Origin of the sequence: Candidatus Rickettsiella viridis (assembly GCF_003966755.1) — a bacterium.
GTDB lineage: Bacteria > Pseudomonadota > Gammaproteobacteria > Diplorickettsiales > Diplorickettsiaceae > Rickettsiella_B > Rickettsiella_B viridis.
On record NZ_AP018005.1, the window covers coordinates 1,335,487 to 1,359,418 of the forward strand.

At 40.8% G+C, this 23,932-nt stretch carries 20 protein-coding genes, 2 tRNA genes and 2 rRNA genes; 8 read left to right on the plus strand and 16 right to left on the minus strand.

The genetic code is table 11. The features are described from left to right. The first annotated feature begins 387 nt into the window (after positions 1–387). The gene (gene uvrD, locus DMP02_RS06070; RefSeq protein ID WP_126323257.1) at positions 388–2,565 is read left to right on the plus strand and encodes a DNA helicase II; all 2,178 of its coding nucleotides are present in this window, start codon (positions 388–390) and stop codon (positions 2,563–2,565) included. A gap of 59 nt (positions 2,566–2,624) precedes the next feature. Here the strand turns inward: uvrD and DMP02_RS06075 are convergent, their stop codons facing one another. Then, complete coding sequence (locus DMP02_RS06075) at positions 2,625–3,248, minus strand: Smr/MutS family protein (RefSeq protein WP_126323258.1); 624 nt, start codon at positions 3,246–3,248, stop codon at positions 2,625–2,627. Positions 3,249–3,364: 116 nt separating this feature from the next. Here DMP02_RS06075 and DMP02_RS06080 point away from each other — a divergent pair, with 116 nt between their 5' ends. The 5 genes from DMP02_RS06080 (at position 3,365) to DMP02_RS06100 (ending at position 7,483) form a co-directional block, all read left to right on the plus strand. Then, the gene (locus DMP02_RS06080; RefSeq protein WP_126323259.1) at positions 3,365–4,534 is read left to right on the plus strand and encodes a penicillin-binding protein activator; all 1,170 of its coding nucleotides are present in this window, start codon (positions 3,365–3,367) and stop codon (positions 4,532–4,534) included. Next, positions 4,534–4,938 carry a YraN family protein gene (locus DMP02_RS06085; protein ID WP_126323518.1) on the plus strand — a complete coding sequence of 135 codons (405 nt, stop codon included), beginning with the start codon at positions 4,534–4,536 and terminating at the stop codon, positions 4,936–4,938. Before DMP02_RS06080 ends, DMP02_RS06085 begins: the two co-directional genes overlap by 1 nt. Positions 4,939–4,941: 3 nt before the next feature. Continuing rightward, on the plus strand, positions 4,942–5,529 hold the full coding sequence (locus DMP02_RS06090) for a phosphoheptose isomerase (protein WP_126323260.1): 588 nt from the start codon (positions 4,942–4,944) through the stop codon (positions 5,527–5,529). Position 5,530: 1 nt separating this feature from the next. Then, the gene (locus DMP02_RS06095) at positions 5,531–6,220 is read left to right on the plus strand and encodes a M15 family metallopeptidase (protein WP_126323261.1); all 690 of its coding nucleotides are present in this window, start codon (positions 5,531–5,533) and stop codon (positions 6,218–6,220) included. Between the two features lie 273 nt (positions 6,221–6,493). Further along, positions 6,494–7,483 carry a hypothetical protein gene (locus DMP02_RS06100; protein WP_126323262.1) on the plus strand — a complete coding sequence of 330 codons (990 nt, stop codon included), beginning with the start codon at positions 6,494–6,496 and terminating at the stop codon, positions 7,481–7,483. Between the two features lie 19 nt (positions 7,484–7,502). Here the strand turns inward: DMP02_RS06100 and DMP02_RS06105 are convergent, their stop codons facing one another. Genes DMP02_RS06105 through DMP02_RS07400 form a run of 5 tightly spaced genes read right to left on the minus strand, consistent with a single transcriptional unit; the run spans position 7,503 to position 11,852 of the window. After that, the gene (locus DMP02_RS06105) at positions 7,503–8,366 is read right to left on the minus strand and encodes a scabin-related ADP-ribosyltransferase (protein ID WP_126323263.1); all 864 of its coding nucleotides are present in this window, start codon (positions 8,364–8,366) and stop codon (positions 7,503–7,505) included. Between the two features lie 58 nt (positions 8,367–8,424). Further along, on the minus strand, positions 8,425–9,075 hold the full coding sequence (locus DMP02_RS06110) for a histidine phosphatase family protein (RefSeq protein WP_126323264.1): 651 nt from the start codon (positions 9,073–9,075) through the stop codon (positions 8,425–8,427). 11 nt (positions 9,076–9,086) lie between these two features. Then, complete coding sequence (kdsB, locus tag DMP02_RS06115) at positions 9,087–9,875, minus strand: 3-deoxy-manno-octulosonate cytidylyltransferase (RefSeq protein ID WP_126323265.1); 789 nt, start codon at positions 9,873–9,875, stop codon at positions 9,087–9,089. Next, positions 9,872–11,629 carry an acetate--CoA ligase gene (acs, locus tag DMP02_RS06120; protein WP_232019632.1) on the minus strand — a complete coding sequence of 586 codons (1,758 nt, stop codon included), beginning with the start codon at positions 11,627–11,629 and terminating at the stop codon, positions 9,872–9,874. The genes kdsB and acs overlap by 4 nt, the downstream gene beginning before the upstream one ends. Further along, positions 11,580–11,852 (minus strand): acetyl-coenzyme A synthetase N-terminal domain-containing protein, encoded by a 273-nt coding sequence (locus DMP02_RS07400; protein WP_232019633.1) that lies wholly within the window; start codon positions 11,850–11,852, stop codon positions 11,580–11,582. The genes acs and DMP02_RS07400 overlap by 50 nt, the downstream gene beginning before the upstream one ends. A gap of 196 nt (positions 11,853–12,048) precedes the next feature. On the opposite strand from DMP02_RS07400, the gene DMP02_RS06125 reads away from it, so the two are divergent. Further along, positions 12,049–12,216: a DUF1328 family protein gene (locus tag DMP02_RS06125; RefSeq protein WP_126323266.1), complete on the plus strand. Its 168-nt coding sequence runs from the start codon at positions 12,049–12,051 to the stop codon at positions 12,214–12,216. Between the two features lie 33 nt (positions 12,217–12,249). On the opposite strand, the gene tgt is transcribed toward DMP02_RS06125, so the two are convergent. Next, positions 12,250–13,416, minus strand: coding sequence for a tRNA guanosine(34) transglycosylase Tgt (gene tgt, locus DMP02_RS06130; protein WP_126323267.1), 1,167 nt, complete (start codon positions 13,414–13,416; stop codon positions 12,250–12,252). After that, positions 13,409–14,161: an RNA methyltransferase gene (locus DMP02_RS06135; RefSeq protein ID WP_126323268.1), complete on the minus strand. Its 753-nt coding sequence runs from the start codon at positions 14,159–14,161 to the stop codon at positions 13,409–13,411. The genes tgt and DMP02_RS06135 overlap by 8 nt, the downstream gene beginning before the upstream one ends. Before the next feature lie 99 nt (positions 14,162–14,260). Between DMP02_RS06135 and DMP02_RS06140 the strand changes: the two genes are divergently transcribed. Beyond that, positions 14,261–15,064 (plus strand): inositol monophosphatase family protein, encoded by an 804-nt coding sequence (locus tag DMP02_RS06140; RefSeq protein WP_126323269.1) that lies wholly within the window; start codon positions 14,261–14,263, stop codon positions 15,062–15,064. A 16-nt stretch (positions 15,065–15,080) separates the two neighbouring features. Here the strand turns inward: DMP02_RS06140 and secF are convergent, their stop codons facing one another. The 8 genes from secF to DMP02_RS06180 form a co-directional block, all read right to left on the minus strand. After that, a complete protein-coding gene (gene secF / locus DMP02_RS06145; RefSeq protein WP_126323270.1) occupies positions 15,081–15,992 on the minus strand; it encodes a protein translocase subunit SecF in 912 nt (303 codons plus the stop codon). A gap of 12 nt (positions 15,993–16,004) precedes the next feature. Then, the gene (secD, locus tag DMP02_RS06150) at positions 16,005–17,867 is read right to left on the minus strand and encodes a protein translocase subunit SecD (protein ID WP_126323271.1); all 1,863 of its coding nucleotides are present in this window, start codon (positions 17,865–17,867) and stop codon (positions 16,005–16,007) included. A 164-nt stretch (positions 17,868–18,031) separates the two neighbouring features. After that, the gene (yajC, locus tag DMP02_RS06155; protein WP_126323272.1) at positions 18,032–18,367 is read right to left on the minus strand and encodes a preprotein translocase subunit YajC; all 336 of its coding nucleotides are present in this window, start codon (positions 18,365–18,367) and stop codon (positions 18,032–18,034) included. A 125-nt stretch (positions 18,368–18,492) separates the two neighbouring features. Then, a complete protein-coding gene (gene queA / locus DMP02_RS06160) occupies positions 18,493–19,539 on the minus strand; it encodes a tRNA preQ1(34) S-adenosylmethionine ribosyltransferase-isomerase QueA (protein WP_126323273.1) in 1,047 nt (348 codons plus the stop codon). A 51-nt stretch (positions 19,540–19,590) separates the two neighbouring features. Continuing rightward, positions 19,591–19,707, minus strand: a 5S ribosomal RNA gene (gene rrf / locus DMP02_RS06165). Between the two features lie 253 nt (positions 19,708–19,960). Next, positions 19,961–23,240, minus strand: a 23S ribosomal RNA gene (locus tag DMP02_RS06170). A gap of 507 nt (positions 23,241–23,747) precedes the next feature. Next, positions 23,748–23,824: transfer RNA gene (locus tag DMP02_RS06175), tRNA-Ala, on the minus strand. Between the two features lie 14 nt (positions 23,825–23,838). Continuing rightward, a tRNA-Ile gene (locus DMP02_RS06180) sits at positions 23,839–23,915 on the minus strand. Positions 23,916–23,932 lie beyond the last annotated feature (17 nt).

Consider the following 23,932-nt stretch of genomic DNA (forward strand, 5'->3'; position numbering starts at 1 on the left):
GGATTATTTATGCTATTAATTGCTATTGATTTCGATCACACGATTGTAAATGGGCAGACACACATGAAAATTATGCAAAAAAAAATATACGGTAATTCCCGCTGATGAAAACGGTTTCTATCTATCCTATATTGAACAAAAAGTTCAATTACTCAGAGCAAAAGAATACGAAGCTTCATTAAACTTTAAATGCTTTTTTTGCCCACCCTCTTTTTTTAAAAAGAAATCATTCCCTTTAAAAACAAGTATGGTAAACGATGTTCCATCAGTTAGCTATAAAAACAGTTAAGCTTTGGCTGTAACACTTCATCTTTCTTAAAACAAAAAATATGCTTTTCTATCTTATCCCTTAAATATTTTATCAAAGTCCGTTACAATCTCTAACCTATGAATAATCAAGAAAGTTTATTAGCCTCCCTGAATGAAGCTCAACAAAAAGTGGTATCGGCCCCTGAAGGCCACTTACTCGTGCTGGCAGGTGCGGGCAGTGGAAAGACTCGCGTATTAGTCCATCGCATTGCCTGGCTTATCGATATTGAGCATATTTCTCCACATAATATCCTTGCTGTCACCTTTACTAATAAAGCCGCAGGAGAGATGCGCCATCGTTTGGAAACCTTAGTCGACCTACCGATAAAAATGATGTGGGTAGGTACTTTCCATGGACTTGCACACCGCCTACTACGTCAACACTGGGAAGCCGCCGGGTTACCACAAGCCTTTCAAATTCTAGATAGTGATGATCAACACCGTATTATTAAACGAATTATTGCTAGTCTCAATCTAGATGAAGCACAGTGGGTACCTAAAAAAATTCAATGGTTTATTAATCAACAAAAAGATGCAGGCATTCGACCTAATCAAGTAGCCAATGCGAATGATCCGTATAACAAAACCTTAATCCGTGTTTATCAAGCCTATGAAGACATCTGTGCCCGTAATGGTGCCGTTGACTTTGCGGAACTGCTGTTAAGAAGCTATGAGCTTTTTACCAAAAATCCCGATATCTTAGAACACTATCAAGCACGATTTCGTCACATTTTAGTCGACGAGTTTCAAGATACGAATACTATTCAATATGCCTGGTTAAAATTACTCTGCGGCGATCAAAATTGTTTAATGATCGTTGGCGACGATGATCAGTCTATCTATGGTTGGCGCGGCGCCAAGGTAGAAAACATTCATCGATTTAAAAAAGATTTCCCAAATAATCAGATCATTAAGCTTGAACAAAATTATCGTTCCACCGGTGTCATTTTAGCAGCATCCAATGCATTAATTTCACATAACGATGGCCGCCTGGGTAAAAAACTATGGAGCAGCGGTGATCAAGGTGAATTAATATCTCTTTATGGTGCATTTAATGATCTAGACGAAGCGCGCTTTATCGTCGATCGAATAAAACAAGATGTAAAAAAAGGATTCCAGTTCAATGAGAATGCTATTTTATATCGCTCTAATGCGCAATCTCGCGTATTAGAAGAAGCATTAATCCGCGCACAAATTCCTTATCGCATCTACGGTGGGCTACGCTTTTTTGAACGTGCTGAAATCAAAGATGCCTTAGCTTATTTACGTTTGATCGCGAATCGAAACGATGATCAAGCCTTTGAACGCGTCGTTAACACGCCCACGCGAGGCATTGGCGATCAAACCGTGCAAACACTACGCACAGAGGCACGAAGCCAAAGCATTTCCTTATGGGAATCTTCACAGCAATTATTATCCAGTAACACGCTATCCGCTCGCGCAGCCAATGCATTAACAGCCTTTTTACAGTTGATTGATCAAATAGACGAAGAAACAAAAACATTATCGCTTTCTGAGCAAACCGAGCAAGCCCTTTATAGCAGTGGTTTATTTGCACATTATAAAAAAGAAAAAGGTGAACGTGGTCAGGCGCGGATCGAGAACCTTGAAGAACTTGTGAATGCCACACGTCAATTTACACCAGAAGATGATAGCCTTTCCATACTATCCGCCTTTTTAGCGCACGTTGCATTGGAGTCGGGTGAGCATCAAGCGAATAACTCAGAAAATTGTGTACAATTAATGACCTTACACTCGGCGAAAGGACTTGAGTTTCCACAAGTATTTTTATGCGGCATGGAAGAAGGTTTGTTTCCACATCATATGTCCCATGACGAGCCCGGCCGCTTAGAAGAAGAACGTCGTTTATGTTATGTGGGTATAACACGCGCTATGCGGAAACTTTATCTAACTTACGCAGAAGTACGTCGCTTACATGGCACAGAAAGTCAGCATCGGCCTTCACGATTTATTTCTGAAATTCCAAAAGAACTCTTAGATGAAGTGCGGCTAAAAACACAAATAATACGGCCTACCCAATTACATTCTATAAAAAGCACGCGCCAAAAAAGCCAAACAATAATTGGCGATACAGGATTATGCTTAGGACAAGAGGTAATGCACCCTACCTTTGGTGAAGGCGTTATTATTGATGCCGATGGTCACGGCGGGCATACCCGACTGCAGGTTAAATTTAATAAAGTAGGTACAAAATGGCTAGTCGCAAGTTTTGCTAAGCTTGCCGTTCGTAATTAAAAAAGCCTTGGCCTTTCGTCATTGCGAGCGCGAAGCGCGCGGCAATCTAGTAACATAATTTAATTTTTCCTAGATGGCCACGGCCGCAACAAAGTTTCGGCCTCGCCATGACGATTAAATGACTTTGCCAGTAGTATATAAACAGCGCCCCTTCCTCCGTCTCTAGGTTGTGCCGATGAAAATGCTAATACCCAAGGAATTTGTGGTAACCAGTAATTAATATGATTTTTTAATTTTGGCCCCGTTTGGCTTAACTGCCCTTTTCCATGAATAACTTGTACACACCGAAAATTTGATTGGCGACATTCTGTCAGAAAATGAACGGTGGCTAAACGTGCCTGTTCTATGGTCATTCCATGTAAATCTAAGCACGCTGATCGAATTATTTCGCCGCGAATTAATTGCTTGATCACTTTGCTTTGCGGACCCGGTCTTTTATAAAATAATTTATCTTCGGCTGCTATTGTTTGCTCTACCGGATCCGCAAGCGACTGAAGTAAATCCTTATCAATTTCATGTACTTTTTTGCTCTTAGATACAAACTTACTCGAGGTATTTAACCCCGATTTTTTTTTTGCAGAAACTTTTTTTAACGCTGGCAATTGTTTTATACGCTTAACGTCTTTCATCGCATTGCGAAAAAAAATGAGATCATCGTCATCCGGTGGAAAATAGCGTGACACAAAGTACTCGGTTTATAAAAAAATCTGTAGAAGCAATGCTATAACATTGCGTTACCCTATCTGAATAAACTACTATTATTAGTAGTACTGGTTAAAATTTGACGAGTGATACGAAGATGCCTTCCTTATTTTTACGAATATTCTTTTTAATTACGTTGTTATTCACATGCTCCTATTTAATAGGATGTGGCCAAAACTCTGTCCATGCGCCATCGCCTATTGCCACAAACACGCTATCGGAGAGCATATCTAACGGTAATACTCAATTAGGCACTCCGCAAATTATTTCTTTACTCGTTCCATTACAAGGCCCATTAAGCGGCGTTGGCCAAGCGGTTAAGCAAGGCTTTCTGGCTGCTGCTGCGCAAACAAATCAAAACAAACCTCAAATTATCGTCATTGATACTACCAAAGAACCCACTATCCAAGCCGCCTATGACCAGGCTTTGGCACAAAAGGCTCAGTTTGTCGTAGGCCCACTACTTAAACCACAAGTCCAAACACTTGCTGGTTTACAATTGAGCACCCCCATACTTGCGCTCAATTATTTAAATTCTGATATTAGTACGCCTCCCGAATTATTCCAATTTGGTTTATCACCTTTAGATGAAGCGCGACAAGCAGCTCAGCACGCTTGGAAAAGTGGTCGCCGTTCTGCGCTAATTATGACCTTAAGCGATAATTGGGGCACTCAAATAGGACAAACGTTTGCTGATGAATGGAAAAGCTTAGGTGGAACCGTTGCCGATCGCCTAACATTAGCTCAAAGTTCTTCGGCATTAACACGGCAGATAAGTCATTTTCTTCAATTTAAGCCACCACATGACAGACGCACCGATTTTGATGTTATTTTTTTAGCCAGTAATCCCAAAGTAGGTCGGCAAGTTATCCCTTTATTGAAGTTCTACTATGCAGGCGATATTCCTGTCTATGCCACAGCGGCAATTTATACCGGCCTACCCAACCGTCGTTTAGATAACGATCTCAATCAAGTTATTTTCTGTAGCGCACCTTGGACACTCGGGCAAAACTCACCAAATCCTTTACTGTATGAACAGCTATTGGTGTCTGCTAATTCACCTGGGTTTTTTAGACGACACCGTAGCTATTATGCCCTAGGTGTTGATGCATTCCATATTACTCAACAGTTAGCCTATTTAAACCAATCCTTAACGCAAACCTTGCCGGGTGCAACAGGTGAGCTTACATTAAATAAACAACGTCGTATCGTTCGCCAACTGACGTGTGCACAATTTCGTAAAGGCCATGTAACCTTAATCAATTGATGGCGCTTATTTCTAAAAACCTGGGAAAACAAGCTGAAGACTTTGCCTATCGTTATTTAAAAGCCCAAGGTCTATGCCTTATTACTCGCAATTATGCCTGTCGCCTAGGAGAAATTGACTTGATTATGCAAGATAAAGAAATGCTTGTTTTTGTCGAGGTTCGCTATCGCCAGCAACACCGGTTTGGGCATAGCTTAGAAACAGTCGATGCATATAAACAAACTAAATTGATTAAAACTGCCGAGTATTATCTACAATCTAACCCTAGATTCGCAGAAATTCCCTGTCGTTTTGATGTACTGGGCATTTCTGCTGGCAAACCCTCCTCTCTACTGCAAAAGCTTAGGCCTTCCCAGCATTACCCCGCTCAAGTAGAATGGCTTAAAAACGCATTCTCTAGGTAATTTATGGATCTTCTGGCACGTATTAAAACTCACTTTGAAGAAAGTATTAAAACTAAAACTCTCGCTTTAGAGGAGCTTCCAGCAATAATACTTGCAGCAAGCCAGCTATTCGTTGCTTGTCTAATGAATAATAATAAGATTCTTGTCTGTGGCAATGGCGGTTCTGCGGCTGATTCTCAGCATTTCGCCTCAGAACTTATTAATCGGTTTGAAATAGAACGCCCTAGCTTACCCGCTATTGCGCTTACCACAGATACCTCCACAATTACTTCCATTGCAAATGACTATAGCTATAATGAAATTTTCGCTAAACAAATCCGTGCGCTTGGCCAAGACGGAGATATTTTACTACTGATTTCAACCAGTGGTAATTCAGAAAGTATACTATATGCATGCAAAGCAGCACAAAGTAGAGGCTTAAAAATAATTGCGTTGACAGGTAAAGATGGAGGTTCACTAGCAAGCTTGTTAAACTCTGCTGATATTGAAATACGTGTCTCAGGCTCATCCACCGCACGCATACAAGAAACACACTTATTAATTATCCATTGTTTGTGCGATCTCATCGACAAGCAACTCTTTGGTCAATAACATGCATAGAATAGTAGTTCAAAAACTTCTACTACTTTTTTACACATTTTTTTTCTTCACTATCAATAGTTACGCAACAGAAAAAACCAGCAATTTTGTAGCATTAAAAAGTCAAGCCCCCTCTATTCAAGAAGATATTCGATATGTTACATCGAATAATTTTATGGGTCGCCCCATCATGGGATATAAAAATCCCATTTGTATTTTGACAAAGCAAGCGGCCATAGCTTTATTGCATGTACAAAACGTACTCAATAAAAATAATCTAGGATTGCGCGTTTTTGATTGTTATAGACCACAAATGGCTGTAGATGACTTTTTCCAATGGAGCCAGAACCCTAACGATCAAAAAATGAAAGCGGAGTATTATCCACATATCAATAAAAGCGAATTATTTCAGCGCAATTACATTGCCCATCGTTCAGGACATAGTCGCGGCAGTACAGTAGACCTAACGATCATTGATTTAAAAACCAACGAGCCGCTTGATATGGGGACTCCTTTTGATTTTTTAGATCCATTATCCCAGCCATCCAATCGAAGTGTCAGCCCAGAACAATTTAAAAATCGCATGCTGTTGCAAACACTGATGCGAGAAGCTGGCTTTAGTTCACTAAAAAATGAATGGTGGCATTTTAGCTTACGAAATGAGCCCTATAAACATATATATTTTAATTTTCCTGTCGCATAATTACTAAAATAAGATAAGTTTTTCAGAAAACTTACTATTTTGGCAAAACTGACGCTTTTCCTCTTCTTTACTTAATTGAATTTTTAACGCCCATTCAGTCCAAAGCCCTTCTTTAAGATTCTATAACATAATTATATTAATCATATGGCCTATTATTTAATATTTTCTTAATAAAAAAGCGATAGACTAAACGCGTAGAAAATTTAATAGTTAAAAAAGGTAAATTCTTACGATTAGAAACCAAATTATAACTTAGTTTAATGAGGAGTTTATATGGCACATCCATCTGCAGAATTTAGGCCTAATAAAAAAATATTTAATTTTAACCCTCAAGAAACAGAAGCAAATTCTTTTATCACGCATATTTTATTGGAAATGCTCGGAGCCGATAAGCTTGCTGAATTGCGAACAAAGCAGGAACGGCTGGATTCCCTTTTTAAAAAAATCGATAACGCCGATGATCAGGAAAAAATGCAGTTTAAGGCTGAAATACATAAGTTAAAAGGTGAACTCGCTTTAGCGGCCGCAGAAAAAGTAATTGAAAAAATAAGTTTTACCTTCGCTGGTTTTGATATTGACAAAAAACCTATACCTTCTGCACTCGTTGAGGACTCTGAGAATATATTAGAAAATCGGATTTTATCTTTACTTGCTAAATGTTACTTATCTGCTCAAATTTATTCTGTTTTTAATATAACCGATAATGAATTTGATGCTTTATCTCAAAAATCATCAGAAAATAGAACATCTACAGAAGAGCGTAAATATAATAAGCTATTAAATTTATTAGGCAAAGTTCTTAAAATTGAAAAATTATTAAGGAATTCTGATACAACTCATGAAGTATTGACTACTGCGCTAGTACAAATAAAAGCCATGGAAAAAAAAGCAACAACAGTGTCTAACTTATTAACTCCCTTAGTTGCTGTTCCTTCGGAAGATGTAGAAAAAACGCATTCATTAAAAAATACTCGCCGTCTTTTTAGTCTACTTAGGGAGGTACTTGAGGAAATCATTTATTCTATACCTAATCTTATAACAGGAACCAAATCGGTTTCTTTTGTTGAGCCCTATTCACCCAATCTTTCTTCTATAGGAACATATAGCCCTATAGCCGAAGAGCTAACTACACCCAAGTCAAGTTCTGTTAATATTCACACTAGCTTTTTTGGAAAAAACCCAAGAACAGCCGGCCTGATGGGTAAAAATCTGCTGGATGAAACCACAGAAGATAACTCCAAATATTTAGTACGTAGTCTATAGAACAGATTGAGTCAGCGAACTAAAGCCCTATTATATTATGAGTAGGGCTTTTTTCGATTTCATCCGGTTTAATGCTAGCCATGTACACTGGATTCTCACGCCACAACCATGATCTACCATCTGTTGACTCATAAACACCACGAATATATTCAGGGCTAATAGCGCCTTTAACGTTAACTTCTTTATCTTGCAAGGCATTAAAACGATCTTGATGAAAAACACCAGAAAAACTTAAACCACGTGCTTGTCCTGTTTTTAAAATATCAAAACCATCTGCTCCTTGATAATCAATAAGATAGACATAGCGAGGCTTCTGATCATAGGCAGAACATTTAAATAGGGCACGAATATATTTTAATATTAAATTTTCCCTGCGCATTGGATAGTTAATCGCAGCAAAAAAATCTTTACTAGTAGATATACCGATAGTTCCTGTATAATATTTGAGATAGTCTGAATAAGACTTTGACGGGCTTCTCTCTTTAAATCCAGATTTAAAAATGACCTCAGGTGGTCGCGTATCACCACGCTTGAGTGAACTGGTATAGTGCTTTATAGCCTTTGGCGTAAAACAATCCCACTCAATATCTTTAAAAGATTCTGAACTTTTTAACTCATCCATAAAGTAATTGTTAAAAGAATGATTGTTAAAGGCCGCTGTGTTAGTGATAAAGTGATTAATCACTACCGTCAATGCTGAAACGCTATCTTGTTCTTCCGCGAGTGCTTTGTGTAGTCTAACTAATACAGGATATTCTTTAAAAGAATGCCTATATTTTGTAAAAAAAGTCGGCATACAGCCTTGTCTTGGCTTTCTTTTACAATAATTTTCTAACGCATTTAAGTAACATTGTAGTAATTCATTTTTTTTATTTTTGGCCATTAATATAAAACCTTACATTAAATGACCTCTATACTAGGTTATAATGCTTAAAGCTTTATTAAAAAAAACCATATAAACAATATTCGGGTTTTTTATTCCAAAATTTAACCTGCCATCCTTGAGAATCATGCTCAAATAAACAAATATTACCTGTACTTACTTTAAAAGTATTATTCTGAATATGTTGCGTAAACGCACCTGGGATCAATTGCAAAAAATAACGTAAGCGCCCGTTACTCGTAACAACAAGAACCGCATCGTCTGCTGCGTATTTTTTTATTAAATCGTCTGTAAATGCCTTAATTTCGCTGAAAATAATGTCAGGAGAATCTAGCCAATCGGCTTCTTTTGGCCATTGACTTAATTTCTCCCAAGCAACCAATGCGTCAGCATCACCTTGCGCCTGAATCTCTACATTACTCAAGCCAGACCACTTTCCATAATCAATTTCATTTAAACGAGGATCAATCATCGGTTTTAGTGAAGAATGAAGCTCCTCTACAATAATTTTAGCGTAATTGTTTGTTCTGCTCAGAGGACCACAGTAAATTGCTTTTAAATTTAAACCGACTTCTTGAATAACATGCGCTAAATTTTTAGCTTGTTGAATACCTGAATCAACCAGTGGCAAATCTTCTCTTGCCCCCACCCATACGGGCGTTTCTCCAGGGGAGAAGGTATTGCCGTGTCTAGAAAAAATTATTTTCATATCATCAATATCTATTTAATTTCTACTAATTCACCTTCTTTATCAATAATCAATTCCACACGCTTCACATCATCAGGGCTATCAATAGAGGCATGTGTACGACCTTTATAATCGACCATCACCACTCGAATAGCGACGCCATTTTCTAACAATCGCAATTGTTCAAGCCCTTCAAGGATTTCTAATGGCATGGCAGAAAGCGTCGTATATTTTTCCAATGTTACATAACGGTACGCATACAGACCAATATGCCGATACAGCGGGGGATTTTCCATCATAGTATCTCTCAGGTAAGGGATCATGCTTTTGGAAAAATACAAGGCATTATCGTCTTTATCACAGACAACCATAGTCCCGCCCACTTCGCCTTTTAATTTGTCTGCCTGCATACTGGCGTACTGATCTCGTGTTATGCGCGTCGCTGGCGTTGTCATCGCTATATTAGAATTTGCCAACATCGTATCGATCAATGCCTGAATAATCCACGGTGGTGTTAAAACCGCATCACCTTGCAAGTTAAAAATAATCTCCGGTTTTTCATTTAACGTAGAAATAGCATTAAACACACGTGCCGTTCCATTTTCACAAGCTTCAGTCATGATGACTTTTGCACCAAACGCAACTGCATGGGATTGAATATCTGCATGATCAGTCGCAATATAAACCTCGTCAATCTGTTTAACTGATTTAGCAATACACCAAACCCTATAAAGCAAGCTGTGGCCTTTAATTGGTGTTAATGGCTTGCCTGGAAAGCGACCTGAATGGTAGCGTGCGGGAATAACAATAATAGCTTTCATACGTGTTGATTATCTCTACCTTTCTTTTGTAATTCCATTAATACTGAAAAATCTTCCAGGGTAGAAACATCTTGATTAATCTGGCGATTAGCTGCAACGTCACGTAATAAACGACGCATAATTTTTCCTGATCGCGTTTTAGGTAACGAGACGGTAAAAATAAGTTGTTTTGGCTGCGCTAAAGGACCGATTGTATTTCGCACTTGATTAATAATTTTATCTTTTAATACTGGGGAAGCGACGGCGGCATCACACAACGTAACAAATGCTGTAATCGCCTGACCCGTTGTTTTATCAGGTATCGCTACCACCGCTGCTTCCGCAACAGAAGGATAACTCAGTAAAGCAGATTCGATCTCAGCCGTACCTAAACGATGCCCCGACACTTTAATCACATCATCTACACGCCCCAAAATCCAAATGTAACCTTGTTCATCGTAATGCGCGCTATCCCCTGAAAAATACACATGAGAAATTTGACTCCAATATTGTTCTGCATAACGTTCAGGATCATTCCAAATGCCACGCAGCATACTAGGCCATGGCTGGCGAATCACTAAAGCACCTCCTTGTCCTAAAGGAACTGATTCACCTGAAGAAGGATCCACAATATCAACCACCACACCCGGCAAAGGTTTAGCAACTGAACCTGGTTTTGTTGCAGTCGTGCCTGGCAGTGGCGAAATCATAATAGCGCCTGTTTCAGTTTGCCACCATGTATCTACAATGGGACAACGCTCTTTACCTATTTTTTTTGAATACCAAACCCAAGCCTCTGGATTTAATGGTTCACCTACGCTACCTAATAAGCGTAAAGAAGAGAGATCGCTCCCCTCTATCCATTCATCGCCCCATTTCATAAATGAACGAACCGCTGTCGGCGCCGTATAGAAAATACTAACTTTATACTTATCAATAAATTTCCAAAAACGACTGGGGTCAGGCCAGTTAGGTGCACCTTCATAAATAACCATGCTCGCCGCATTTAATAACGGGCCATAAACAACATACGTATGCCCTGTAATCCAGCCAACATCCGCTGTACACCAATAAATATCTTCTGGTTTTAAATCAAATACTATTTTCGACGTATAATAAGCACCCACCATGTAACCGGCAGTACTGTGAAAAATTCCTTTCGGTACACCCGTAGAACCTGAAGTATAAAGAATAAAAAGCACATCCTCGCTATCTAACGGTTCAGCAACACAATCGATTGGCTGTGATTGGATCAAATCATGCCACCAAATATCACGCTTAGGTTTTAAAGAAATGGGCTCTTGGGTACGCTGATAAACAATCACTTTTTCTACATGCGTACAAGCCACTAATGCTTCATCTACCACAGATTTTAGCGGGATAACCTTGCCGCGCCTATAACCGCCATCAGCCGTAATGACGCATTTCGTTTTAGAATCCTGAATGCGGCTTTCTAACGCTTGTACAGAATAACCACCAAAAACCACATTATGAATAACACCGAGACGAGCACAAGCTAACACGGCAATGATGAGCTCTGGAATTAAAGGCATGTAAAGCGTAACAAAATCCGCTTTTTTTATTCCCAGCGTTTTTAACCCATTAGCAAATTGGCAAACTGCCTCATGCAACGCTTGATAAGTTAATTGGCGTTGTTCGCCTGGTTCACCTTCCCAAATCAATGCCGGCTTATCAGCATATTGCGCTAAATGTCGATCCAAACAGTTAACAGTTATAAGCAATATTCGTCTTTCCACCTTCAAACCAAGTCGCATAGGGTTCTTTCCACGTTAAAACCTTATCCCATGGTTTAAGCCAATCAAGCTCCCCAGCAATCTCGGCCCAAAATTGTTCAGGATGCTCAATCGAATAGCGGTATATTTGTTCATAATCTGCCATTGATTTAATAGCCGCCTTCTCAGCAAAGTGTGGAGGGGGAGGAAAAACACGCGTTTCATTCAATACAGAACTCACGATTTGTGATTCGCTGATAGGCATAACTTTGCTCTCCTTTATTGATGTAGCATTTTATACGCTTCGCACTTGAATTTTCAGCTGCGAGTCTACTTACGAAACCCGCTAATTAACTAAAAATATAAATTTCTTCCTTACAAAGGCTAGAACCCAACTTGCGACTACTCGATTCATCAACTAACCTTAAAGCTCAAGGAAATTTAATAGGGGAGAAAACACGATGTTAATGTGGGCTTTTATATTTCTAGCCATTGCTATCATAGCGGCTATTGTGGGATACACCGGTGTTTTTATAGCCGCTGCAGGCATTGCTAAAATCATCTTTCTCATATTCATTATATTGGCGATTATTTCATTTATAACGATGTTGTTCCGCAGACGACCATAAGGATCTAAACACGCTAACCACAAAAATAAGAAATTACTCTTCAGTTCGCTCCGCAAGAATCAAAGCGCGTAGTTGCTCGCAAACTGTCTGCATAATGAAAATATTATGAATACATGCCAATTGGCTATAAAGAGACGATCCTTGTTTAAATAAAAAACGCAAATACGCGCGGCTGAAGTGTAAGCAAGTATAACATAAACAACCTTCTAAAATAGGTCTGTCATCTTTTGCATAAATCGCTTTCCCAATAAACAACCTGCCATTTTGTTCTTCACTAAGAAACGTTATCCAGTCGGCTGTTTTACTTATTTTTCCATGGTATAACCCACCATGCCGTGCATTTCGTGTCGGTGCAACACAGTCAAATAAGTCTATACCTTTTTTAACCACGTCAATTAAATCTTGTGGGTTAAGACCTACACCCATCGTATATCGCACTTTATTAGCCGGCAATAAAGGACGTACCCAATCAATGACTTCACCGGTTTTCTGCATATTAAAACCAATGACTTCTCCACCTATAGCAATACCTTCGAGATCGGCGTCAACAATAAAGCGTGCGCTTTGCTCTCGAAGGTCTTGAAAACTACCACCTTGAACAATGCCAAACAACGCTTGTTTATACCCATAAGCAGAATAAGGTGATGCTAGATAGGTTTCTTTTGACTCTAATAACCAACGATGTGTACGCTCCATGGCCGGCAATGCCGCTTCTCTTCCACCTTGTTCCGGCGTACATTCATCGAATGCCATAATAATATCAGCACCGATAATTTTCTGTGTTTCTATAGAGCTTTTTGGCGTTAAATGAATAACTTTCCCATTGATGGGATGTTTAAAATGCGCACCTTCTGAATCAATGCGACAAATTTTTGAATTTTTAGATAAACTAAATACTTGGAACCCACCGCTATCCGTTAGCATCGGTTTATTCCACGCCATCAAACGATGCATACCACCACTTGCTTTTATCACATCCATTCCCGGGTTAAGCAACATATGATAGGTATTCCCACCTAAAATAATTTGTGAACCGGCATGAATAAGATCATCGGGTGTCATGTGATTAACAAACGCCCGTGTTCCTACAGGCATAAACGTCGGCGTGGTCAGTATTCCATGCGGTGTTGTTATTTCCATTACTCTAGCGGAAGTCGCTTTGCTCGCTTTAATAAGCCGTGACGAAAATTGATTATTCATCATTTATTTTATGGCTACTAGCCAGCAGTTTTTTTTGCGTTGCACTCAATACACCCCGTAAAATCTTTACTTCGGTTACATCCAATTCAGCACGACTAAATAAACGACGCAAACGATCCATAATTTGCTGACTACGAACAGGTTGCAAAAAATTAACTGACTTTAATACGCTTTCTAAATGCTGGTAAAAATATTCAAGTTGTTCTACCTTCGCTAAATCCCTTTGCTTAATTACCGTGGCTTTTTTATTTAAGAAAGCCACTCGAAGCTCATAACAAACAATTTGTACGGCCGATGCAAGGTTTAAGGAACTATAAACCGTATTAGCAGGAATGGTAATTTGAAAATGGCATTGCTGCAACTCTTGATTGCTCAAGCCACAACGTTCACACCCAAACAAAATAGCGATTTCTTGCTGTGGCATTTCAGTTATTTTTTCCGCGGCTTCACGAGCCGCTAAAGATACCCAATTAAGCTCACGCACTCGTGTACTCGTGCCAAAGACTAAATGACAATCCTTGAGCGCCTCTTCTAGCGTATCAACCACCACGGTGTTTGCCAAAACATCTAAGGCGTTACTAGCCCTCACAGATGCTTTACGATGAGGAAAAGCCTCCGGCGCAACCAGATAAAGATGCCTTAACCCCATCGTCTTCATGGCTCGCGCGGCAGCACCAATATTACCGGGGTCACTGGGATTAACTAAAACGATACGGATTCGCGCAAGAAGCTCTGGTAGGGTCATTTATAATGTTATTTAATAAAAACAAACTTATGGTATCATCCTTCCTAATTCAAAGACATATACTCACAGCAACACGCTTTTTACCCTAAACAAACGACAATGCATCCTTTTTTAAATATCGCCGACCGTGCTGCTCGACAAGCAGGAAAAATCATTTTAGACGGCCTAAACCGTTTAGACCGCATAAGGCTACACAAAAAAGAGGATAATCGCGGCATCGTCACAGAAATCGATCTAAAAGCTGAAAAAGCGATTATCGAGATAATCCAAGAGGCTTACCCTCGCCATGGCATCATGGCTGAAGAAAGCAATAGTATTGATGGTACAGACTATCTCTGGATCATCGATCCTTTAGATGGCACCAGTAACTTCATCCATGATTTTCCTCACTTCGCTGTTTCTATTGCCATTAAAAACCAAGAGAAAAATAAAATTGAGTATGCTCTCGTCTATGACCCTTTGCGACAAGAAACATTTTCCGCATCACGGGGCCAAGGTGCTTATTTAAATAATACACAACGTTTCACCCGCCGTTTACGCGTCAGTGACCGTACAAGCATCGAAGAGTCACTTTTAGGGATTTCAATCCCCTCTAGAGGAGGACTCAATACCTTAGCCTCTTCGCTTAACAAAGAAGCACTACGCCATATGATGGCTCAAGCCAGCGGTATCCGCCGTACCGGCTCAGCTGTTCTTGATCTGGCTTATGTAGCCGCTGGCCGTTTAGATGCCACATTAGAGCTTAATCTTGAACCTTGGGATATGGCGGCGGGAATTTTACTCATTCAAGAAGCAGGCGGAATCGTCTGTGATTTAAAGGGTGGCGAAAATTACTTCGAAACAGGTCATATTATCGGCGCAAATCCAAAGCTCTGCCCCTTATTACTAAAAGCAATTCAATAGTAAGCTTTCTTCTAAATTAAGGTCTAGAATCAACTTCTTTGGAAGTAGGTAACAAATTACTTCTATCAAGACCCAACGCAACCGCTAAAGCGCCTGCCACATAAATAGAAGAGTAAGTTCCCACCACTATTCCTATCACTAAAGCCAGTGCAAAACTATGAATCATAGGACCACCAAAAATACACAATGAAAGCACAACAAAAAGCGTAGTAGCTGATGTCATAATGGTTCTTGATAAGGTTTGGTTGATTGAAAGATTAACCACTTCAACCGCGGTATTTTTGCGCATTTTACGAAAGTTTTCACGGATTCTATCAAAGATAACGATCGTATCATTAAGAGAATAACCAATGACGGCTAATATAGCGGCAAGTGCTGTTAAATTAAACTCAATATGAAATAAAGAAAAAATACCTAAAATTAAAATAGGATCATGAATTAAAGCAACCGCCGCCCCGATGGCAAATCGATATTCAAAACGTAGCGCGATGTAAATCATGATACCCAATAAAGCAATAAATACCGCTAAAGCACCTTGCGTAGCCAATTCACGCCCTACTTGTGGGCCAATAAATTCAAGTTGTTTTAATTGAGCGCCTGGAAATGCCTGAATAATCTGAGTAGCTAAATTATGCTGAGTAGTCTTTTGATCAGCGAGACTTATTAATACATCCTGTGATGTGCCATAACTCTGTACCAGCGCATCTTTAAACCCAAGCTGTTCTAATGTATGACGAATTTTAGGTAGCTCTACCGAATGCTTAAACGAAATTTGTAATTGACTACCGCCTGTAAAATCTAATCCCCAATGCAAACCCTTAGTTAATAGCGAAATAACTGAAATTAACATAAGAATTAATGACAGAGTCGCTGCCCAACGTTGCAACCCTAAAAAATCAATATGGGTTTGTTTTTTAAAAAATTCCATAATGAATTCTCGCTATATACCTATGGGTAAGTGTTTGACTGTTCGGCCACCAAACCAAGCATTAACCAGTGCCCGTGTTAACATAACGCCTGTTAACATAGAGGTAAGTAACCCCAATGTCAGAGTAACAGCAAAGCCTTTAATAGAGCCTGTTCCAATCCCAAACAAAACTAACGCCGCAATCAGTGTTGTCACATTGGCATCAATAATAGTTGCTAGTGCACGATCATAACCCGCATGAATACTCGCTTGCGGTGAAGCACCATTGCGTAACTCTTCACGAATACGCTCGAATATCAATACATTGGCATCAACAGCCATACCGACGGTTAATACAATTCCTGCCATACCTGGCAACGTTAAGGTCATCCCTAATAGGGACAATAATGCAACCAATAAAACAACATTCATCGCTAAAGCAATGTCTGCAATCACCCCAAATACACCATAATAAATCGCCATAAAAATAATGGCTAAAATAAGTCCAATAACAATAGAGATAAATCCCTTATGAATATTCTCTGCACCTAATTGCGGACCGATGGTTCGCTGTTCAACTACATAAATAGGTGCCGGCAATGCCCCTGCACGTAATAATAAGGAAAGATTAAGTGCCTCTTGCGTGTTCGTTAAGCCAGTCACTTGGAAGTTCGGTGGAAGCGCTGTTTGAATGGTTGCAATGCTAATCACCCGCTCTATTTTTCGCGGAATATGAATGATCTCACCATTCACTGACTTGGTTGTTGATTTAGTTTCTACATACACAATGGCTAAAGGTTTACCGACATTTTCACCGGTAATACGATGAAAATAACTCTCTCCGCCACCACCCAGGCTAATACTGACCGCAGAACGGCCAGACTCGTCAAAACTGGTTGAAGAATCAGTAATTGAATTACCCGTTAAAATAATTTCTTTGTTTAATAAAACAGGTTGGTTTTGATAATGATACAGTTCAAAACCCGACGGTATAGCGCCCGAGGTTTGTGCACTACGTGCATCATGCGTTACATCAACTAAACGAAACTCTATGGTCGCTGTTCCGCCTAAAATTTGTTGAGCACGCGCAATATCTTGAACACCGGGCAAATCAACTAAAATTCTATTTCTGCCTTGTTGCTGAACGATAGGTTCGGCAACACCCAGCTCATTAATCCGGTTGCGTAAGGTATTAATCGTTTGATCAATCGCCGATTGCCGCAAGTTAGTCAAGCCTTGTTCTGTCCACTGTAAAGAAAGCTGATAATGCTGATTAACCGTTTGTGTAGTAAATAGAAATTCAGGAAACTGGCGTTCTAATAAAGATTTAGCTTTATTTAAACTATTTGCATCAGGAAAAACAAGATTCAACTGCTGATCCACAGGAATTAATTCAGTATACCGAATATTAGCTTGCTGTAGGTTTTCGCCAATATTTTTCATCAGCCCTTGCATTCGCTGTGCAATAACACTGTTAACATCTACTTCTAGTGCAAAATGCACACCACCTCGCAGATCGAGGCCTAATTTCATGGGCAGAGCTCCAATGGCTTGCATCCATTTTGGCGTAGAAGACAGCAAATTAACGGCGACTGTATAATCATCACCTAAGGCAACCGATAAAATATCCTTTGCTTTAAGCTGCACATCCGTATTGTTAAAACGCAAAAAAATAGTTTGTTTATCAAGTTCTTGGCTAATAGGGTGAATCCGCCCTGTTTTAATAAGCTGTTCCACTTTGGCATTCAAAAACCCCATATCAGTATTCACTGTAGCAACAGGGGAAATCTGAACAGCAGGTTGTTCAGGAAAAAGATTGGGAATGGCGTAGATGAATCCAATCACTACGAGCAAAACCAATAAAATATTCTTCCAAAGTGGATATTTATTCAGCATAAAGACTAACTAAAACCTCACGAAAATGTTTTCAATTGTGCTAGGATGAGACAAAAAGCGCTGTTTATCGAGTATCGTAACGCAGCATACATACGCGTATGTGAGTAACGAAACGTAGATAAACAGATGATTTTTGGCCAGCATCGTGCAATTGAAGACATTTTCTAAACTGTTCCCTTGGGTAATACACTAGCAATCGCCGCTTTTTGCATTTTAATTTCAACATTTTCAGCAATTTTTAGAGTAACTAAATCGTCTCTAAGCGCTGTTATCTTGCCTACCATACCGCCGGTTGTGATAACTTCGTCGCCCATCGCTAAACTAGCCATTAACTGGCGATGCTCTTTTGCCCGTTTCGCTTGTGGACGCCACAGTAGTAAATAAAAAATAACCACAAAACCTAATAAAATAAGAATTTGCGAAAACCCACCGCCTTGTGGTGCTGTAGAAGTCGTAGTAGCTGCTGATTCAGCTAAAGCGTTGCTGATAAAAAAACTCATTATTCTCTCCTCAATTAAGACGGCCGATGACCTGAAAGATATGCAATTTACCTGGTTCCCCTGGTATTCGCAAATATTGCACTTTAAAGTTGCTCTTTATCTAGCAATACGACTCTAAAGTCGTTCTAGCCAACCCACAGGGCATCCCCATAGCTAAAGAAACGATATTGATGGTTAATCGCTTGCTGATACGCGTGCATAACGGATTGATATCCCGCAAAGGCACAAACCAGCATCAATAAAGTTGATGTAGGTAAATGGAAATTAGTTATCAATGCATCAACACAATGAAAAGAAAAACCTGGATAAATAAAAAGCTTGGTTTCGCCTTGAAATGGCGCAACAAATCCCTTGCTTGCCACGGTTTCTAAACTCCTTACCGTGGTTGTCCCTACGGCAATCACTCGTTTACCTTGCCGTTTTGTTTCCGCTATTTTTTGACAAACTTCCGCAGAAACAGTCACCGTTTCAGAATGCATCAGGTGATCTTCGAGCTTTTCCGTACGAATCGGCTGAAAAGTTCCTGAGCCTACATGCAACGTAATGAAGGCTATATTGACACCTTTATTTCGTAGCTGAGTTAAGAGTTCCTCATCAAAGTGCAACCCAGCAGTAGGTGCGGCAACCGCACCTGGTGTTTGCGCAAAAATAGTTTGATAACGCTCTTTATCAAAATTTTCATCTTGGCGCTGTAAATAAGGGGGAAGAGGCATATGGCCAATTGCATTAAGCAACGCTAAGATAGAATCTACCTTATCTAAAAGCTGTAATTCAAATAAGTTTTCCGTTCGGTTTGTTATTTCTAGCCTTATCTCATTTTCTAAATGTAACTGAGTACCTATTTTTAATGATTTACTTGATTTTAAATGTGCTAAAATACGCTCCTCATCTAAAATACGCTCAATTAAAATTTCAACCTTGCCACCCGTTGGCTTATGCGCAAATAAACGCGCAGGAATGACTTTCGTATCGTTTAAGACCAAAAGATCGCCTGGATTAATTAACGTTAAAATATCTTTAAATTTTTTATGCTCAACCGTTTTTGTTTGCTTATTCAAACACATTAAACGACTATCCGTACGTTGTTGTGTAGGGTACGCAGCAATAAGTTCTGGCGGCAAATCATAAAAAAAATCAGCCACTGAATAATGTATAGATGAAGAACTTGTCATAAGAAAAAAGTTAAAAAAAACCCGCTTGTTAGCGGGTTTTTAGATTAAGAAGCCTGGCAATGCCCTACTTTCCCATGGGGGAAACCCCAAAGTATCATTGGCGCAGAGTAGTTTCACTTCTGAGTTCGGAATGGGATCAGGTGGGACCTACTCGCTAAGGTCGCCAGGCAATCGTTAATTCCCGTCATGGCGAGCTCACGTGAGTGAGCGTGGCCATCTCCAGCATGTACTTTATTGAGTAATCTAATTACCCTGTCTACTAGATTGCCACGCGCTTAAAGCGCTCGCAATGACGAAAATAATTCTTTTTTGTGTATCAAAACAAATAATCTGTAAAAAGTTTTTTATCGTATCGCTTGTTTGTGGTATGCCTACATTCAACAACCAACTTAGTTTTCTTAAAAGTAACCAGTTGGATTCTCAAATCAAGCCTCACGGTTAATTAGTATGGGTTAGCTCAATACATTACTGCACTTACACATCCCACCTATCGACGTTGTCGTCTACAACAAACCTTTAGGAGAATTAAATTCTCGGGAGATCTTATCTTGAGGGGGGCTTCCCGCTTAGATGCTTTCAGCGGTTATCCCGTCGGTACGTAGCTACCCGGCTATGCTTCTGGCGAAACAACCGGACCACCAGCGGTACCTCCACGCCGGTCCTCTCGTACTAGGCGTAGCTCCTCTCAAATCTCCAGCGCCCACGGCAGATAGGGACCGAACTGTCTCACGACGTTCTGAACCCAGCTCGCGTACCACTTTAAATGGCGAACAGCCATACCCTTGGGACCTGCTTCAGCCCCAGGATGTGATGAGCCGACATCGAGGTGCCAAACACCGCCGTCGATATGAACTCTTGGGCGGTATCAGCCTGTTATCCCCGGCGTACCTTTTATTCGTTAAGCGATGGCCCTTCCATTCGGAACCACCGGATCACTATGACTTGCTTTCGCACCTGCTCGACGTGTTTGTCTCGCAGTCAAGCACCCTTGTGCCATTACACGCAATGCGCGATGTCCGACCGCGCTGAGGGTACCTTCGTGCTCCTCCGTTACTCTTTAGGAGGAGACCGCCCCAGTCAAACTACCCACCATACACGGTCCCCACGCTCGATTAGAACGCTAGGTTAGAACTCCGACTTTCACAGGGTGGTATTTCACCTTCCGACTCCACGCATTCTAGCGAACGCGCTTCAAAGTCTCCCACCTAGGCTACACAGTCAAATTCAAAGTTCAGTGTAAAGCTGTAGTAAAGGTGCACGGGGTCTTTCCGTCTTGCCGCGGGTACGCTGCATCTTCACAGCGATTTCAATTTCACTGAGTCTTGGGTGGAGACAGTGTGGCTGTCGTTACGCCATTCGTGCAGGTCGGAACTTACCCGACAAGGAATTTCGCAATATTAGGACCGTTATAGTTACGGCCGCCGTTTACCGGGGCTTCGATCCGCAGCTTCACCTGCGCTGACATGGCTCTTAAGGTTTCTCTTCGAGTTATTATTCTCTCTACTTTGTTCTTAAAAGCCATCTCAGCGCAAGTTAACCACTTCAATTAACCTTCCGGCACCGGGCAGGCGTCACACCCTATACTTCCTCTTTCGAGTTCGCAGAGTGCTGTGTTTTTGATAAACAGTCGCAACCACCAGTTTCTTTCAACCTCCTTCAGCTTATGGAGTAAATCCACTCACCAAAAAAGGTGCACCTTCTCCCGAAGTTACGGTGCCAATTTGCCTAGTTCCTTCACCCAAGTTGTCTCATCGCCTTAGTATTTTCTACCTGTCCACCTGTGTCGGTTTGCGGTACGGTTCTAACAGACCTGAAGTTTAGAGAGTTTTCCTGGAAGCAGGGCATCAGTGACTTCTCTTTTATCCGAAGATAATCGATCGTCATCGCGTCTCAAGATTAACGAAACTCCGGATTTTCCTAGAATTTCTCTCTACTCGCTTAAACCGGAACTACCAGTCTCCGGCCCACTTAGCCTTCTTCGTCCTCCCATCACAGTCTGTCAAAGTACAGGAATATTAACCTGTTTCCCATCGACTACGCGTTTCCGCCTCGCCTTAGGGGCCGACTCACCCTGCGTCGATTACCGTTGCGCAGGAATCCTGGGACTTTCGGCGTGCGGGGTTTTCACCCGCATTATCGTTACTCATGTCAGCATTCGCACTTCGGATACCTCCAGCAACCTTTACAAGTCACCTTCGACGGCTTACCGAACGCTCCTCTACCACGTAACCAATCCGTAGATTAGTTACATTCACTGCTTCAGTATTAGGTTTGAGCCCCGTTCATTCTTCCGCGCAGACCGATTCGACCAGTGAGCTATTACGCTTTCTTTAAAGGATGGCTGCTTCTAAGCCAACCTCCTGGCTGTTTAAACCTTTCCACTACGTTTCACACTTAACCTAATTTTGGGACTTTAGCAGGTGATCTGGGTTGTTTCCCTTTTCACGACGGACGTTAGCACCCGCCGTGTGTCTCCCGTGCAACATGACTCAGGTATTCGAAGTTTGCATCGGCTCAGTAAGTCGGGATGACCCCCTTACCGAAACAGTGCTCTACCCCCTGGTCACTAACACGAGGCGCTACCTCAATAGCTTTCGAGGAGAACCAGCTATCTCCGAGCTTGTTTAGCCTTTCACTCCTAGCCACACCTCATCCCCATCTTTTGCAACAGATGTGGGTTCGGGCCTCCACTTCGTGTTACCGAAGCTTCACCCTGGACATGGCTAGCTCGCTCGGTTTCGGGTCGACTCCTAGCGACTCAACGCCCTTTTAAGACTCGGTTTCCCTTCGCCTACCCTATTCGGTTAAGCTTGCCACTAAAAGTCACTCGCTGACCCATTATACAAAAGGTACGCAGTCATCCCGCACTTAAATCACTTTAAACTCTCTTTGATTCGTTCAAACAAGAAACTTTTCGCTCTACCATCTTGTTTCAAATGATATTCACGTTTTCTTGCTGCTGATAACGTTAAATAAGCTTCATAATAAACAATTTTCCATTGTCTATTTTTTGTAGACTTATTTTTACCTGTATTGTGTGATACCAAACGATTTTTTAGATCGCTCGTACACCCAAGATAGTAATTGTCTTTATCAGCTAGATTTTGCAATACATAAACATAATGCATTATCTTTCTCAAAGTGATTTAAGTGCGGGACTCCTACTGCTTGTACGCAGACGGTTTCAGGTTCTATTTCACTCCCCTCACCGGGGTTCTTTTCGCCTTTCCCTCACGGTACTGGTTCACTATCGGTCAGTCGAGAGTATTTAGCCTTGGAGGATGGTCCCCCCATCTTCAGACAGGATTTCTCGTGCCCCGCCCTACTTGTTTTCACGCTTAGTACCATAAACAAATTTTCACTGACGGGGCTATCACCCTCTATGGCCACTCTTTCCAGAGTGTTTGGTTAACTTGTCTACTATCTCGTGAAGGCTATTCCACGTTCGCTCGCCGCTACTTGCAGAATCTCATTTGATTTCTTTTCCTCGAGGTACTTAGATGTTTCAGTTCCCTCGGTTCGCTTTATTAACCTATGTATTCAGTTAATAATGACCTATATAAAATAGATCGGGTTTCCCCATTCAGATATCTCCGGATCAAAGTTTGTTTGCCAACTCCCCGAAGCTTTTCGCAGGCTTCCACGTCTTTCATCGCCTTCGACTGCCAAGGCATCCACCTTCTGCGCTTATTCACTTGATTTGAGAACCCAACTCGTTACTTTTATACTAATCGGCGTCTTTTATTCTATTTCTTCGTTGGACTCGCATTTCCGGTGCTCATGTACCACAAGTACACTCCACTCCTCAATACTCATCCGCCTTAAACTAGAACAATATACTTGATTAGTACTTTATAATTGAATTGAATTCCTCTCGTTCTGGTTCTTTATTTTCGCTGAATGCAACATACCCGAAATTATTTATAAAAATAATTTCATTTACTTGACACTCATAGCACTTCATTAATTTTTCTTTTTCTTGCGAAGTTAAATCATTAATTCCGTTCTATAAGCAATTTTTTTTGGAAGATAATTAGTAAGAATTTTACTTCTCTTTTCATTACCTTCGCGCCTTCTTACAGATTCTTGTCTTGTTAATGAACGCTACTATTAATGCCTAAGACATTAATTTGATTCCAACCTTCCGTAGTTTTATTGTTTTTCTTCCCTGTTACTCTTTTATTCTTTTTCGGGACTGTACCTTTTCATGGTGGAGCCAGTCGGATTCGAACCGACCACCCCCTGCGTGCAAAGCAGGTGCTCTAGCCAAATGAGCTATGGCCCCATGTCTTCCACTCGTGGTGGGTCTGGGTGGACTTGAACCACCGACCCCACGCTTATCAAGCGTGTGCTCTAACCAGCTGAGCTACAGACCCGTAAACTTTTTCACTCC

Bases quoted from the DNA above. Each gene is read 5' to 3' on its own strand.
- uvrD (WP_126323257.1), top strand. From the start codon at position 388: ATGAATAATCAAGAAAGTTTATTAGCCTCCCTGAATGAAGCTCAACAA.
- DMP02_RS06080 (WP_126323259.1), top strand. From the start codon at position 3,365: ATGCCTTCCTTATTTTTACGAATATTCTTTTTAATTACGTTGTTATTC.
- DMP02_RS06085 (WP_126323518.1), top strand. From the start codon at position 4,534: ATGGCGCTTATTTCTAAAAACCTGGGAAAACAAGCTGAAGACTTTGCC.
- DMP02_RS06090 (WP_126323260.1), top strand. From the start codon at position 4,942: ATGGATCTTCTGGCACGTATTAAAACTCACTTTGAAGAAAGTATTAAA.
- DMP02_RS06095 (WP_126323261.1), top strand. From the start codon at position 5,531: ATGCATAGAATAGTAGTTCAAAAACTTCTACTACTTTTTTACACATTT.
- DMP02_RS06100 (WP_126323262.1), top strand. From the start codon at position 6,494: ATGGCACATCCATCTGCAGAATTTAGGCCTAATAAAAAAATATTTAAT.
- DMP02_RS06105 (WP_126323263.1), bottom strand. From the start codon at position 8,366: ATGGCCAAAAATAAAAAAAATGAATTACTACAATGTTACTTAAATGCG.
- DMP02_RS06110 (WP_126323264.1), bottom strand. From the start codon at position 9,075: ATGAAAATAATTTTTTCTAGACACGGCAATACCTTCTCCCCTGGAGAA.
- kdsB (WP_126323265.1), bottom strand. From the start codon at position 9,875: ATGAAAGCTATTATTGTTATTCCCGCACGCTACCATTCAGGTCGCTTT.
- acs (WP_232019632.1), bottom strand. From the start codon at position 11,629: ATGCGACTTGGTTTGAAGGTGGAAAGACGAATATTGCTTATAACTGTT.
- DMP02_RS07400 (WP_232019633.1), bottom strand. From the start codon at position 11,852: ATGCCTATCAGCGAATCACAAATCGTGAGTTCTGTATTGAATGAAACG.
- DMP02_RS06125 (WP_126323266.1), top strand. From the start codon at position 12,049: ATGTTAATGTGGGCTTTTATATTTCTAGCCATTGCTATCATAGCGGCT.
- tgt (WP_126323267.1), bottom strand. From the start codon at position 13,416: ATGAATAATCAATTTTCGTCACGGCTTATTAAAGCGAGCAAAGCGACT.
- DMP02_RS06135 (WP_126323268.1), bottom strand. From the start codon at position 14,161: ATGACCCTACCAGAGCTTCTTGCGCGAATCCGTATCGTTTTAGTTAAT.
- DMP02_RS06140 (WP_126323269.1), top strand. From the start codon at position 14,261: ATGCATCCTTTTTTAAATATCGCCGACCGTGCTGCTCGACAAGCAGGA.
- secF (WP_126323270.1), bottom strand. From the start codon at position 15,992: ATGGAATTTTTTAAAAAACAAACCCATATTGATTTTTTAGGGTTGCAA.
- secD (WP_126323271.1), bottom strand. From the start codon at position 17,867: ATGCTGAATAAATATCCACTTTGGAAGAATATTTTATTGGTTTTGCTC.
- yajC (WP_126323272.1), bottom strand. From the start codon at position 18,367: ATGAGTTTTTTTATCAGCAACGCTTTAGCTGAATCAGCAGCTACTACG.
- queA (WP_126323273.1), bottom strand. From the start codon at position 19,539: ATGACAAGTTCTTCATCTATACATTATTCAGTGGCTGATTTTTTTTAT.